This is a genomic window from Lentibacillus sediminis, assembly GCF_002763455.1.
GTDB classification, from domain to species: domain Bacteria; phylum Bacillota; class Bacilli; order Bacillales; family Amphibacillaceae; genus Lentibacillus_D; species Lentibacillus_D sediminis_A.
Genome location: NZ_NIXK01000005.1, coordinates 145,386 through 160,011 on the forward strand (window position 1 = coordinate 145,386; position 14,626 = coordinate 160,011).

A 14,626-nucleotide genomic window follows, 5' to 3' on the forward strand; every position below is an offset into this window, starting at 1 on the left:
AAAGACCCGCTCATAAGAACAAAGACTAAGAACGCCACGTCGTGTGGCAACGTCTTTGTGATCCACATCCTGTGGGCAGCAACTAACATTCAATGGGCAAAAGCGCCCTATTGAATGAAGTTTCACTTTATGAGCCCACCTCATATAATGGTGTCGGCATAGACGGATCAGTGTCATGCAAATCAAGCTGGATACCTCGCTCTTTCAGCACATGATCCACGGACATCCGCGCGAGATCTTTCATATTATTATCCTGGCTTAAATGGGCCAAATAAATGCGTTTGGTGTTATTATCAATAATGTCGGCAATGGCCAGGCCGGAGTCCTCATTGGACACATGGCCGGAATCGCCGAGGATCCGCCGCTTCACATTCCACGGATAGCGGCCGACCCGGAGCATCTCCACATCATGGTTGGCCTCAAAAATATAGGCATCGGCTGCTTCCACCGTTTTCTTAATACGCTCGGACACATAGCCGAGGTCGGTCACCAGGGCAACTTTTTTGCCGTCATGGCGGAAGGTGTAAAACATCGGTTCTGCCGCATCATGCGAGACGCCAAAGGATTCGATCTCCATGTCGCTGAAGGTTTTCATTTCTTCCATGCCAAAATAAAATTTCTGATCAAGGGTCAGCTTGCCGACACCCGACTCCATGGCTTTCCACGTTTTTTCATTGGCATAGATGGGCAGGTTGTGTTTTCTGGCAAAAATCCCCAGTCCCTTGACATGGTCGCTGTGCTCGTGAGTCACCAGAATGCCGGTCAAATCACCCGCATCCCTGCCGATCCCGGCAAACAGCTCGTCCAGCTTTTTCCCGCTAAGACCCGCATCGACAAGTATTTTTTCATTTTCTGATTCTATATAAAAGGCGTTTCCGGTACTGCCGGATGCCAGTACACTAAAACGTAAGGTCATTCTATCTCACTCCGATTTTCTTCTGGCTGCTGTTGTTTCGCTTCCAGCAGATTGAGCACAGGCTCTTTTAACTCCTGATCATTGCTTAATGTCTGGACGTTCGTGATGGCCAGATCGATTGAGTCCTGTAAAAATCTGTTTGCCTCACTTGGGGAAGGCACGCCCTCGATCGCGTTCACGAAGTAATTCCGCTCTCCGTTGACCACTACGTTATAGGTTGGGGCAAATACTTGTACCCCGTCTTGGAGCGGCACCCGTGTGAAATAGCCGAGGTTCATACTGGAAATATGATCTTCCGAAAACAGCTGATTTTGCGTGTACAAAATTCCCGCGGCCCGGATCGGCTCAATCAGCGGCTGTTGCTCTTCCTGAGACTCGGCCTCTGCCAGCATCGTCTGGCTGAGAAACACAAGTTCATTTTGATCATTTAAAAAGCCCAGCATGACCGCACTTTGGTTAAAATAAATCGGCCGGTCGTCATTTGTCTGGAAAAAGATCAGTACATTATGTTCGGTGTTCCAGTCCCAGTACGTATAGGACTCCGGCGCGAGGATATGCGGAGTCACCAGGGAACTGATTTCATCCGCTGTGGCATCCTCGGAAATGGAGATCGGTTCGTCCAGGAGGGAAACGATGTAATTATCCGAGATAACCACTGATTCCTGTCCTTCCAAACCAGCCAGCTCTCTCTGCCCCTCCGTGGAAAACTCCCGCTGTGCCGCGGAGATATAGGATTCCTCCGATACATTTAAATTAATATTTTCCATTGTAATATTCTCTGACTCCAACTGGTCCTCAATGGATTGTTCCTGTGAGCCAATCAAATTTAAGTCGGCCTGATCCTGCCTCTCCAGAAACTGAAACAGCAAATAAACGTCCAGGATAAGGAAACAGAGAATAAACAGTGTTTTTATATTGCCCCATTGCATCCTCAGTTCCCTCCTTCCATTGGCGTCCTATCCTCAAAGTGTACGGTTGTCCAATTTCCGCCGTAATTCATATACCATTTCGGCTCGAGTACTACTGAACGCTGCTCCTCATCCAGATAATTGAGCTGATAGCCCAGCGTCACTGCCTGCAGACTATCTTGATCGTAACTCTCAAGTTCTTCTATAACCTCATATCCGGAAGGCAGGTCAATCGGCGCCTCCTCAAAATCCAGGTAGTCACTTAGATTGATCAGCGGCCGCCTGTAGCGGATCAGCCCGTTAGACCCCCACTGCTGTTCAATCGTGGCGAGGTTGGAACTGTTAAAAACAGGCAGTCCATTATAATGCATCTGATAACGGATAAGATTTTGATTTGTCTCAAGTTCCATCAGACGGTAATTATCGGTCCAGCCGCCATGTGCGTTGATATTCTGAATGCTGCGATCCAGCAAATCAATCGGGGCGATCATAGCATTTTCAGATGATGGATTATTGTACTCCATGCTGGCACCGAACTGATAGACATTCATTCCACGCTCGCCGTCACTGTAATAGGACTCACCGCGAGTTCCTGTCGTGGCATTCTGGACATTCACGGCAGCCGGATTGCTGAACAGCGCGTTGACCATAATATGTGGTTCAATTTGATCCACTCCGGATGTGTATCGCCGCAGTGTCACTGAATCTGCCGGCAAATAGATCCGGGACTGGCCTTCTTCATAGGCAATTAGCTCCCGTAACCCCTCAAGCGTCGTCATCGGCTCCCAAAGCGCATCATAACTTTGCGGATTGTGAATGAGTGCTGTGGCCTGCTGTCTTCCGTCCACCGACAAAAATTCCACTTCAATCGAGGACTGCTGTGGCAGGAAGGTAAAATACATCCGATCAAATGACCAGCTTGGCGGTTCAATGCCATCTCCTTCAAAAGTAAACAGCGAATTGATGAGTTCCATCGGCAGGGCATCAGGGAATACCATCTCCACCTCATAGTCCTCACGTTCGCGGTCCTCGGCCAGATCGGTTGCAAAATCCTCCAGCGTCCAGGACTGCATCTCCCGGTATAAATTTTGCTGATCACTTGGATCCTTATAACCGTAATGGTTCTCACCAGCATGAAATATAATCGAACTCGGCTGAATAATGTCCTGTTCGGTTTGCTCGCCGCCGCCGATACTCACCTCATCTTCGGGGGGAGTACTGCTCACCGTCTCCAAATTGGGCTGATAGCTCCACAACCCAAACGTCAAGAGCAGACTCACACCAATCAGGAATACCAATACAAATGATTTAATGGTTTCCAGCTTCATTATGCACCCCTCCGCTTCTGCTCGATCAGCGGAAGTGTAAAGAGGATCGTCGTCCCTTTACCTTCTTTGCTCGTTGCCCAGATTTTGCCGTGATGGGCCTCTACAAGTTCCTTGGAAATTGCAAGGCCAAGCCCGGTGCCGCCAAGTTTTCTGGTTCTTGCTTTATCGGCACGGTAGAAACGTTCAAAGATTTTTTCCACCTTGTCATAGCTGATGCCCATGCCCTCATCCCGGACACTGACCAGCAGATAGTGCCGTTTGGCTTCTACTTTCAAGTTGATTTCTCCGCCCTCCGGCGAGTATTTTATCGCATTGGTAATGATGTTATCCAGCACCTGCGTCATTTTGTCCTTGTCCATCCATACGTGGTAGCGGCCACTCGGCAGGCTTCGCTTAAGCGATATATGTTCTGGCAGATTCATTTCAAAGCGATCAATCACCTGATGGAAATAATCGATAAAATCAGCGCGTTCCTTCTGCAGCGGATATTCTTCGGCATCCATTTTCGACAGCTGCAAGAGATCATTGACCATCCGAATCATCCGGTCTGTCTCCGTCTGCGTGACATGAAGAAACCTCGGCGCGATCTCTTTGTCCTCCCAAGCCCCGTCATTCAATGCTTCGAGATAGCTCTTCATTGTCGTCAATGGGGTGCGCAGTTCATGCGACACATTGGAAACAAACTCCCGCTGCTCCTGTTCCGCTTTTTCCTGTTCGGTCACATCGCTGATGACGGAGATAAACCCGCTGATGTCGCCTTCCTCGTCAACGATGGTCGAGAAGTTCGCTCGTACCAGAAAGAACTGATCCTCACTGGAGAAGTCAATAATCATCGACCCGCTGTCATGCAGTTCGGTCATATCAACCACTTTCTCTTCCAGCTGCAAGACATCAATTAAATCTTTCCCTCTCATATCGTCCGGATTATGCCCAATCAGCCGTCCAGCGGCATCATTCATCAGTGTAACCGCCCCGGCATTGTCGGTGGCAATCACCCCGTCGGACATGTTGGAAAGGACCGAGCTCAGTTTCAGCTGTTCCTCCTCAATCGTGGCATAGGAATGCTTCAGCCGGGAGTTCAAGTCATTGAACGTGTCAGCCAGCAGCCCGATTTCATCCTTGGAATAGACATTTACCTTTTGGGTGAAATCCCCCCGCGCCATCGTTTGCGCCTGTCTGCGCATCTCGGAAATCGGCTTGGTAATCGTCCGGGCCACAATCACACCGATGATAGCCGAGACGGCAATCGCAAGCAGAGACCCCCTGAGGAAAATATTGTTGATGTTCTGCACCTGATTATAGACACCTTGCAGCGAAGCCTCGAGATAAATGACGCCTTCGACATTATTTTCATTATTAAAAATCGGCACCGCCTGCACGCGGACCGGTTCGCTTATTTCCCGATTGTACCCTGTTTCTTCCACTCTGGTATCTAATAAAAGTACGTTCTGCACGATCTCTCTGCTCGTTCTCTTCCCAACAGCATCCTGATTCAGGGGATCATTTGTCCCAAGAATCCGGCTCTGGTTGTCAATCACTTCCAATGTCGTAATGTCCTCTGCGTTAACATTAGAAACAATACTCTGAATCTCCTGCTCTAAGGTCGGTCCCTCACCTTGATCACTGCGCTCCCTGTTGAATGCCTGCTCCAGATTTAAGCTTAAGAGATCCACACGGTCGTCAATGGAACTTTCAAACGTCTCCATCAATTCTTTTTCCAGTTCACTTGTAAAAAACGACCCGATCACCTGGATAGCTACAAGCAGCAAGAGAATATAAATCACCGTGAACTTTGATTGAATCGAACGAAAAAAACCGACTTTATTCATAGGCAACTACTCCTGCTCAGGATTTCGTAAATAATAGCCAACTCCCCGGCGGGTCACGATCCACGTTGGGTTGCTCGGATTCTCCTCAATTTTTTCACGAAGCCGGCGCACGGTTACATCCACGGTACGAACATCGCCGAAATAATCATAACCCCACACCGTTTCCAGCAGGTGTTCGCGTGTCATCACCTGGCCAATATGGCGCGCCAGATAATGGAGCAGCTCAAATTCACGGTGGGTCAGCTCAATCTTCACCCCGTCCCGCGAAACGATATAGGCGTCCGGATGAATCACCAGAGCACCGATATTAATGTCTTTGGACTGTTTCACTGCATCATCCGGCACCTGCTGTCTCCGCAGGTTGGCCTTCACCCTGGCAATCAGCTCGCGGTTGCTGAACGGCTTGGTCACATAGTCATCCGCGCCCATTTCCAGTCCCAACACCTTGTCAATCTCCGAGTCCTTCGCCGTCAGCATAATAATCGGCATGGATTGAGTTTTGCGGATCTCGCGACATACCTCATTGCCGTCCCTCTCAGGCAGCATAATATCAAGCAAAATCAGATCCGGGTTCTCCGTTTCGGCCAGTTCAATCGCCTCATCGCCGTCATAGCCGACGACGACCTCATAGCCTTCTTTTTCCAAGTTAAATTTCAATATATCTGCAATTGGCTGTTCGTCATCTACCACAAGTATTTTCTGGCTCATTTACGCCACATCCTTTTCACGGTTACTCTAGCCTCTATTTTACCGTATTTTGGCGGAAATGTCTTGGGTTGGGGGGATTTCTTTTTTGGGGAGGAAAAAGTGCAGTGCCTGTCACTTCCCGAATTTTAGTGCCTGTCACTTCCCGAATTTTGTCGAAACTGCTCTGCAGCTCCGGAAATATCCTTCGCGCTCTTTAGGAAAGTTAAAAGACCCCGCAGGAAATGACCTTCCTCCGAGGGGGTGATGCGTTGCCCTAAGGTGCGCGACCGGCCGAAGCAGTATAAATAAGCAGCAGCAAAACTTACGAAATGAGCTTTAAAACACTAAAACACAATAAAAAAGTTGTTGGCGAAGAAGAGGGTATTTACACCCGTGAGCACCCATTTCCTCCAGCCTTTTCCGAGTGCTCCGGCTAACATTCCAATTAAAGGGATAAGGATTAACCCCAATAAAAAAAGCCCCAAAACCGCGAATGCAATATAATCATCCAGAAAAAGGACGGAAGCGAACCAGAGGGGTAGTAAAATCACACATGCCAGTGAGGTGCGGTGAAACTTTTTCTCATAGTCCCTTACCCATTCTTTGGCAACCAGGAAATAAAAATCATCTTCCTCTCTGTATTCCCGAACGTTCATAAACGCTTCAGCCAATATTCGTGAGCCTTTTGTTTTTAACGTGTTGGGTCCATTTGTCAAATCTTCATTTAAGTGATTGCCCTCAAGCAGGACGGTATAAGCTCTTTTCATTGTCGTTATGAGTTCCCGATCTCTGCCTTTTTTCCGCAATTTGTCATTATTTTGACGCAGCAGTAAATAGCAAAAGAATCTTAGTGTTGGCAGTAAAAGCCGGGAAAGGGTTTTGCGAAACATGTAACACGGCCTTTCTAGTTTTTGTGTTTTGTCATGTTGTTAAAAACATAAGGATCGATTTACTTTGGTTACTCCTGCAGCAGTTTAGTTATTTTCACCTTTAAAAGTGGCAGCTCTTTGTCGAGTACATTCCAGACTATTTCATTATCAACCCCAAAGTATTCATGGATCAATACATTTCTCATTCCTGCCATTTCACTCCATGGTATATCATTTTCTCTTAACTTTAAATCTGCAGATAAATGCTTTGTTGCTTCACCAATAATTTCCAAATTCCTTATGACTGCATCTTGGATCATTTTTGAACTAAAATAATCCGTTTTACCATTTGGAATATAACTCTCGATACTGTTGATACATTCTAAAATGTGAGTTAAATACATTTGATCATTTTTCATAATGAAATAGCCTCGTTCAATATTTCTTCTTTAATACTTGAATGAATAGAATTCTCCGTGACGACATCCACATCTCTACCAAGCAGGCTTTCCACCTCTTGCTTAAATCTGATTAGATCAAAAAGACTTCTGCCCTCTTCAAAACTTACCAATAAGTCTATATCACTATTTTTTTGTTCCGCTCCCTTTGCGACGGAGCCAAATAACTTCAAGCTTTTTATCCCATGGGCCTTGGCACTCGTTATTAATTTTTCACGGTTGTCTTGTACCTGCATATAAATCGACAAAGAAACCCACCTCCAAGGTACGTTTTATATTTATATCTATTTTAACATATACGGGAAATTAATTATTGGTTCTAAAAAAATGACTGCTATCCTAGGGGAGAGCAGTCATTTTTTATATGAGCTTTAGCTATACACACTCCGCACAACATTCGTCTGCGAGCGATCCGGACCAACGGAAAAGACAGACAGCGGAATCTTGGTCAGCTGGGAAATGCGCTCCAAGTAGTGACGGGCATTCTCAGGCAGATCTCCCAGATTACGCACCCCGGTGATGTCCTCGGTCCAGCCAGGCATTTCTTCATACACCGGTTCACATTCTGCCAGGACAGACAGACTTGCCGGAAATTCTTCCATGATTTCTCCTTGATAGCGGTAGGCGACACAAATTTTCAGCGTCTCAATTCCAGTTAGAACATCGAGCGAATTAAGCGAAAGATCGGTAATCCCACTGACACGGCGAGCATGGCGCACGACCACGCTGTCAAACCAGCCAACCCGGCGTGCTCTGCCTGTCGTAGTGCCATATTCGCGGCCGACTTCGCGGATTTGTTCACCTATTGCATCATGCAACTCGGTTGGGAAAGGGCCATCACCCACCCGAGTGGTGTAGGCTTTCGACACACCGACGACATGATTGATCTTTGTCGGGCCGACCCCGGAACCAATCGTCACTCCTCCTGCAATAGGATTCGACGAGGTAACGAACGGATAGGTTCCCTGGTCGATGTCCAGCATCACACCCTGCGCCCCTTCAAATAGCACACGGCGTCCCTCATCCAGTGCATCATTCAAAACAACGGAAGTGTCGCACACATACTGTTTCATCTGCTGGCCGTATTCATAATACTCCTCCAAAATATCTTCCACCCTTAGAGGCTCCACTTCGTATACTTTTTCAAACAAACGGTTTTTCTCTTTGAGATTTTGCTCTAATTTCTCACGGAAACTGTCTTTATCCAGCAAATCGGCAATCCGGATTCCGCATCTTGCCGCTTTATCCATGTATGCCGGGCCGATCCCTTTCTTGGTCGTGCCGATTTTATTGGCGCCCTTATCGGCCTCCTGGAAAACATCCAGCTGCAGGTGATACGGCAAAATAACATGGGCACGGTTGCTGATACGAAGATTCTCGGTGGAAATATTGCGCTCATGCAAATAGGCGATCTCCTCGACAAATGCCTTTGGATCAATCACCATCCCATTGCCAAGCACACAAATTTTATCATCAAAAAATATCCCGGACGGAATTAAATGCAATTTATACGTTTCGTTATCAAATTTAATGGTATGCCCCGCATTGTTTCCCCCTTGATAACGGGCCACAACCTCGGCATTCTGCGATAGAAAGTCGGTAATCTTTCCCTTTCCTTCATCGCCCCACTGCGTTCCAACAACAACTACTGAGGACATGATGCACCTCCACTGAATAATGTAAAATATGTTTTTTGTTAAGTACAGGGCTAAGTTTATCAGTAATGGTGGGGGAAGTCAATTGGATTACGAACAATATTTACTTTTGATCTATTATTGTTCGGTTAAGATCAAGAGAAGTTATGTTAAACTATAGGAAGGAGGGTTCCGCAAACGAACCGCGATTAGAAAAAGGTGATAAACTTGAACGCATGGAAAGAATTTATATCCAGTTTTTTGCTGATCATCAGCTGGTTTATTTTTGCGGTAAGTGCGTATTTGCTATATTGGACAGTTATCATGCCATTCTATTTTATTATTCCTTTTCTGATTTCCTTATTTACCGGTTTGTTATGCCTTTGGTTGTCAAGAAAACTGGATGACAGGAAAAAGGACATGTAGTTGGGCGATACACAAAATAAAGGAGCATGATAATGGACAAAAATTGTGCTTTCTGTCACCCGGAAATTGAACCTGAGCAAAAAATTGTGTTAAGTAATGAGCATTGCATGTTCTTACAGCTGAACCAATCGCAAATACCAGGCAGCCCACTGGAGGGTGCTGGTGTCATTGTGCCTAAGAAACATCGAAGAACCGCATTTGAATTGTCGCAGGATGAATGGAACGCAACCTATACGCTACTTCAAGATGTGAAACAATATTTAGATGAAGCGTATAAGCCACAGGGTTATAATCTCGGCTGGAATTGCGGGGAAGTTGGCGGTCAGCATATTTTTCATGCTCATTTTCATGTGCTGCCGAGATATGAGGATGAAACGCTGGCAGGAAAAGGGATCAGGTATATGTTTAAAAGTGGAAAAAATCAGAGGAAGAGTTAGAAGGTCACTTTCTTCATTCCCAACAAAAAAACAGCCCTTCCACACAGAAGGACTGCTTCCCCACTCTTACACCGGCACCGGAGGAATATCGCTCTCCTGATAACGGTGGTCCAAGTCTACAAACTTATTATACTCTTTGACAAACGCCAGCTCGACCGTACCAGTCGGGCCGTTACGCTGCTTGGAGATGATAATTTCGATAATGTTCTGCTGCTCCGACTCCGAATCATAATAGTCATCGCGGTACAGGAAGCCGACAATGTCCGCATCCTGCTCAATGCTTCCCGATTCCCTGAGATCCGACATCATTGGACGCTTGTCCTGCCGTGATTCCACACCACGGGACAGCTGCGACAGGGCAATCAGCGGCACATTCAGTTCCCTGGCCAACCCTTTCAAGGCGCGGGAAATCTCGGAAACTTCCTGCTGGCGGTTTTCCCGGGAATTCCCCGATCCCTGGATCAGCTGCAGGTAGTCAATCAGAATCATGCCCAGGCCCTGCTCCTGCTTGAGACGGCGGCATTTGGAGCGGATTTCGCTGACACGGATGCCCGGAGAATCGTCAATATAAATCCCCGCATTGGACAGCGAGCCCATCGCCATTGTGAGCTTGCTCCAGTCATCGGCCTGCAGCTGGCCATTCCTTAGTCTTTGGGAATCAATGTTTCCCTCCGCACAAAGCATCCGCTGCACCAACTGCTCCGCTCCCATCTCTAAGCTGAAAATCGCGACATTTTCATTACTGTTGACGGCGACATTTTGCGCCACATTCAGGGCAAAAGCCGTCTTACCGACAGACGGACGGGCCGCAACGATAATCAGATCATTCCGCTGAAATCCCGAGGTAATCCGGTCGAGATCGCGAAAACCTGTCGCCACTCCTGTCACGTCATCACTGGCCTGGTGGAGCTGTTCAATATTGTCATAGACTTCAATCAGCACATCTTTGATTGCTTTAAAGTTCCCAGAGTTTTGCCTGCTGGACACTTCAAGAATGTTTTTCTCCGCTTCATTTAAAACATCATCCACGTCATCCTCTTTTTCAAAGCCAGATGTGACAATGTCCGTCGCTGTGCGGATCAGCCGCCTCAGCAGCGCTTTTTCTTCCACAATTTGACTGTAATACTGAATGTTTGCTGCTGTCGGTACACTGCCCGCCACCTCGGAAAGATAGGCAACGCCGCCCGCTTCATCGAGCTGTTTGGCGTTTTGCAGATAGGTAGTGACGGTAACCAGGTCAATTGGTTCCCCGCGATCGGCCAGTTTCATCATGGCGGCGAAAATCCGCTGATGGCCTGCCCGGTAAAAGTCTTCTGCAACCAACAGCTCTGACGCAGTGGTGAAAGCTTCCGGTTCCAAAAAGACCGCGCCGATCACCGACTGCTCTGCTTCAATATTATGCGGCGGTATCCGCTCATTCCATTCGTTCATCGCAACGGATCCCCCTCCTTTTTAGCAAGGCTTCAAAACTTTACATACAAACAAAATCTACTGCTCGCTCACATGCACCTTCACCGAACCGGACACTTCCGGATGCAGTTTTACAGGCACAGTTGTGTAACCAAGGGCACGAATCGGCTCATCCAATTCAATTTTCCGTTTATCAATATTATAACCATACTCTTTTTTCAGGGCATCGGCAATATGCTTCGACGTAATCGAGCCAAACAAACGGCCGCTGTCGCCGGATTTGGCTTTTAATTCCACGGTCAGATCAGCCAGGGTGTCCCGTAAATCCATCGCTTCTTCTTTTTCTTCCTGCTCCTGCTGCTCGGCTTTTTTCTTTTGTGTCTCCAAGGCTTTCAAATTTCCTGCGGTGGCTTCCTGGGCAATATTATTTTTCAGCAGGTAGTTGCGTGCATAGCCGTCCGACACGTTTTTCACTTCGCCTTTGTTTCCTTTGCCTTTTACATCTTTCAGGAATATTACCTTCATCCTTCTTCTCTCCCCTCAAAGTAATCATCTAATATATCTCTTAATAATGCTTCTGCATCATCAAGTGTGGTGTCTTCAATTTGCGTAGCGGCGTTGGTTAAATGTCCGCCGCCATTCATTTTTTCCATAACCACCTGCACATTGACTTCTCCGAGCGACCGGGCACTGATGCCGATCCTGCCGTCATCGCGTTCGGAAATCACGAACGAGGCATTGATTCCGCTCATCGTCAAGAGCGTATCTGCCGCCTGCGCAATCAGCACATGTCCATAGGTTTTGCCGCTTTCCGCCTTGGCGATGGCAACCGTGTCACGGAAAACTTCAGAGCGCTCAATCAGTTTCGCTCGTTTCACATAAAGATCGAGATCCTCTTTCATAAATTGCTGGACTAAGATAGTATCGGCCCCTTTGGCACGCAGATAGGAGGCGGCGTCAAAGGTCCGCGACCCCGTTCTCAATGAGAAACTTTTCGTATCCACGATGATTCCCGCCAAAAGCGCTGTTGCCTCGAGCATTCTCAGCTTCAACGTTTTCGGCTGGTATTCCAGCAGCTCGGTGACCAGTTCTGCGGTCGAGGAGGCATATGGTTCCATGTAAACAAGGGTCGCATTTTCGATAAAATCTTCCCCGCGTCGGTGGTGGTCAATCACCACTTTGTAATCGGTCAAATCAAGCAGCTCGGGGCTCGCGACCATGGACGGCCGGTGTGTATCCACCACCACAACGAGGGTGCGTGTCCCGGTGATTTCCTCTGCTTCCTCCGGGTCAATGAAGTCCTCCCAGAGGCTCTCCTCATTCTGGATAGCCTCAACCAAGCGGTACACCCCTGTATCCACATCATCCGGATCAAAGACAATATAGCCATCCACGTCATTCGCCTTGGCGATGTTCAGAATACCGATCGCCGCACCAAGCGAGTCCATGTCCGGGGATTTATGCCCCATAATCACGACATTGTCGCTGTAACGGACCAAATCTTTCAGCGCGTGGGAAATCACGCGCGCCCGGACGCGGGTCCGTTTTTCCATTGGATTGGTTTTCCCGCCGTAGAACCGGACTTTTCCTTCTTTATCTTTGATTGCCACCTGGTCACCGCCGCGGCCCAGCGCCAGATCAAGACTGGATTGTGCCATGTCGCCAAGTGTCGGCAGGTCAACATTTCCCACACCAACGCCGATGCTTAACGTTAATGAGTTGCCGCTTTCGCCATTCAATTCCCGCACTTCATCGAGAATATCAAATTTTGCCCGCTCCAGCCGCTGCAGGATTTCTTTTGTCCCCACAGCCAAAAACCGCTCCTGGGACGTCCGTTTTAAATAAAATCCCTGATTGCCCGCCCAGTCATTCAGCAGATTGGTCACCTGGGAATTCAGCTGGCTTTTGGTGGCATCATCCATGTTCTGGGTGATTTCCTCGTAATTATCCAAAAAGATGATCGCCAAAATCGTCTGGTCATTATAATAAAGTGTCTGCAGCTCGGACTGTTTCGTGCGGTCAAACAAATACAAGAGCCGCTCCTCATTTTTTACCGCCGTCTGAAACTCATAACCGCCGACTTCAATCCATACTTCCTTTTTATTTTCATTGATGGCCGGAATCAGAGCCTCTGACAGCTGATTAAGCGAATCCCCAACAAGGGAATCATCTCCCTCGGCAAATTTGTTCATATATGGGTTCGCCCATTCAACGAGGTAGTCCTCATTATATAGAATAATTCCAAATGGCATTTCCAAGAGTGCCTCTTCCCCGACCTTTTTGACCCGGTGAGAAAGGGTGGAGATGTACTGCTCTGTCTCATGGAGCAGCGTTCGCTCGGTACGTACACTATAGTAAAAGGAAACAACTAAAAACAGCGTCATAATGAGACCCAGCACCCATTGGAAATACCAAATCACAGCCAGAAGGATCAGTGAGAGCACATAAATGACCCATAAATGGCTGCTTAATGCTGGTTTCTTTTGTAAATTTGGCATTCCATTCATCTCCTAATTTTTACAAGACGTGTGTTCATTTTCCGTTTTACTTACCATTTGAAAGACGTTCCCTTAACCGGAAGCCCATGTCAATGATTCCCAGTATGCGCACCAGATAAAGCAGTACCGGGGGAACCAGGAAAGCGAACACGACCAACAAAACTGGAATTGCTTTGGACCATTTTTTTAAATGGGCGTAAAAGAAAATAAACGAAAAACCCTGGATCATTAAGAGTATGCCTGTGAGCATCAGCACATTTTGCGCCGCCAGAAATAGGATGCTGCCCGGTTCCGGGAACAGCGACACAATCAATGCCACCAAATAAATCCAAATCAGGGCAATCGGGAATTCCAGTTGGCGAAAGGGCGGGAAATATAAGCCTTTTCGCTCGATCCGGTTGATCACCTTATAGCCCATCCACTGGCTGATAAACGCCATGGCAATTGCCGCCATAGCGAGACCCACAGGAAACAGATCAATCAGATAATCGACCTGTTGTTGAAGCAGCTCCTGCACTTGCTCGGACTGCTCCACCGCACCAAATTGCTCGAGAAGCCCTTGCGTCATTTGCATGGATTCCATTGCGAGCATTTCAAATTCTTCTATCCAATTCACCTGTAAAATAAATTGCGTAAACAGAAAGGCAAATACCAGCCCAATAATGAAGCCGAATGTCCCCCTCGCCCATGTTTCATAAGCAGAGACCTTCTGGTAAATCGCGCTTCCAATCATAATACCGCCAAGCCCCATCATCACCGTCGTCGGCAAGGAGAAAATAGTAGCGAAAAACAGACTGAGCACCAATGCGGCACTCATCATCAAGAGACCCGCCTTCCAATCATGCCGCGATGCATATAGGATAAAGGGAATAGGCAGCAGAATGAGACTGAGTATATTTAGAACTGGTATGAACACGGTGATGAGCAATAGCAAGATAAATACACTTGTTAATATTGCCCCATCGGTTATTTTTTTCGATTGCTGCATCTATGGCACCTCATCTAAACTCTGTAACTTACGGTAGAATTTTTATATGTCATTAGTATATGATAACATGATTCAGGCTGAAATGGTTGTCGAAACCCGACGAAAATATTATTTCCCGGGCAATAACTTGGCATTCTTTTGTAGAAAAATATCACCTGAGACGGGTCTAGCCTGTCTACGTTGCAAATTGTCATTGTTTTTTCATCAGATGATAAGCTTTCCGGCTGTGATTCCATTA

Annotated in this window: 15 protein-coding genes; 2 read left to right on the plus strand and 13 right to left on the minus strand. The window is 47.3% G+C overall.

The genetic code is table 11. The features are described 5' to 3' along the window. Positions 1-127: 127 nt before the first annotated feature. The 9 genes from CEG13_RS09640 to CEG13_RS09680 form a co-directional block, all read right to left on the minus strand. Positions 128-916 (minus strand): MBL fold metallo-hydrolase, encoded by a 789-nt coding sequence (locus tag CEG13_RS09640; RefSeq protein WP_100011669.1) that lies wholly within the window; start codon positions 914-916, stop codon positions 128-130. Next, positions 913-1,845 (minus strand): two-component system regulatory protein YycI, encoded by a 933-nt coding sequence (locus tag CEG13_RS09645; protein WP_100011670.1) that lies wholly within the window; start codon positions 1,843-1,845, stop codon positions 913-915. Before CEG13_RS09645 ends, CEG13_RS09640 begins: the two co-directional genes overlap by 4 nt. A 2-nt stretch (positions 1,846-1,847) precedes the next feature. Beyond that, complete coding sequence (locus CEG13_RS09650; protein WP_100011671.1) at positions 1,848-3,152, minus strand: YycH family regulatory protein; 1,305 nt, start codon at positions 3,150-3,152, stop codon at positions 1,848-1,850. Then, the gene (gene walK, locus CEG13_RS09655) at positions 3,152-4,981 is read right to left on the minus strand and encodes a cell wall metabolism sensor histidine kinase WalK (protein WP_100011672.1); all 1,830 of its coding nucleotides are present in this window, start codon (positions 4,979-4,981) and stop codon (positions 3,152-3,154) included. Before walK ends, CEG13_RS09650 begins: the two co-directional genes overlap by 1 nt. 6 nt (positions 4,982-4,987) lie before the next feature. After that, entirely contained in the window at positions 4,988-5,689 is a 702-nt protein-coding gene (gene yycF, locus CEG13_RS09660; protein WP_100011673.1) for a response regulator YycF, read from the minus strand. A gap of 323 nt (positions 5,690-6,012) precedes the next feature. Next, positions 6,013-6,558 (minus strand): hypothetical protein, encoded by a 546-nt coding sequence (locus CEG13_RS09665; protein ID WP_100011674.1) that lies wholly within the window; start codon positions 6,556-6,558, stop codon positions 6,013-6,015. A 68-nt stretch (positions 6,559-6,626) separates the two neighbouring features. Beyond that, complete coding sequence (locus CEG13_RS09670) at positions 6,627-6,956, minus strand: HepT-like ribonuclease domain-containing protein (RefSeq protein WP_100011675.1); 330 nt, start codon at positions 6,954-6,956, stop codon at positions 6,627-6,629. Beyond that, entirely contained in the window at positions 6,953-7,243 is a 291-nt protein-coding gene (locus CEG13_RS09675; RefSeq protein ID WP_204758487.1) for a nucleotidyltransferase family protein, read from the minus strand. The genes CEG13_RS09670 and CEG13_RS09675 overlap by 4 nt, the downstream gene beginning before the upstream one ends. 123 nt (positions 7,244-7,366) lie before the next feature. Beyond that, complete coding sequence (locus CEG13_RS09680) at positions 7,367-8,653, minus strand: adenylosuccinate synthase (protein WP_100011676.1); 1,287 nt, start codon at positions 8,651-8,653, stop codon at positions 7,367-7,369. A gap of 195 nt (positions 8,654-8,848) precedes the next feature. On the opposite strand from CEG13_RS09680, the gene CEG13_RS09685 reads away from it, so the two are divergent. Both CEG13_RS09685 and CEG13_RS09690 read left to right on the plus strand, forming a co-directional pair. After that, complete coding sequence (locus CEG13_RS09685; RefSeq protein WP_420843798.1) at positions 8,849-9,055, plus strand: hypothetical protein; 207 nt, start codon at positions 8,849-8,851, stop codon at positions 9,053-9,055. Positions 9,056-9,087: 32 nt separating this feature from the next. Beyond that, positions 9,088-9,492, plus strand: coding sequence for an HIT family protein (locus tag CEG13_RS09690; RefSeq protein WP_100011677.1), 405 nt, complete (start codon positions 9,088-9,090; stop codon positions 9,490-9,492). A 66-nt stretch (positions 9,493-9,558) separates the two neighbouring features. On the opposite strand, the gene dnaB is transcribed toward CEG13_RS09690, so the two are convergent. From dnaB to CEG13_RS09710, 4 genes are read right to left on the minus strand one after another with little or no spacing between them, the layout of a single operon-like run. Continuing rightward, positions 9,559-10,923, minus strand: a complete 1,365-nt coding sequence (gene dnaB / locus CEG13_RS09695; RefSeq protein WP_100011678.1) for a replicative DNA helicase — start codon at positions 10,921-10,923, stop codon at positions 9,559-9,561. Between the two features lie 57 nt (positions 10,924-10,980). Beyond that, positions 10,981-11,427, minus strand: coding sequence for a 50S ribosomal protein L9 (gene rplI, locus CEG13_RS09700; protein WP_100011679.1), 447 nt, complete (start codon positions 11,425-11,427; stop codon positions 10,981-10,983). Beyond that, positions 11,424-13,400 (minus strand): DHH family phosphoesterase, encoded by a 1,977-nt coding sequence (locus CEG13_RS09705; protein ID WP_100011680.1) that lies wholly within the window; start codon positions 13,398-13,400, stop codon positions 11,424-11,426. Before CEG13_RS09705 ends, rplI begins: the two co-directional genes overlap by 4 nt. A 46-nt stretch (positions 13,401-13,446) precedes the next feature. After that, a complete protein-coding gene (locus tag CEG13_RS09710; RefSeq protein ID WP_100011681.1) occupies positions 13,447-14,388 on the minus strand; it encodes a YybS family protein in 942 nt (313 codons plus the stop codon). Positions 14,389-14,626: the final 238 nt, after the last annotated feature.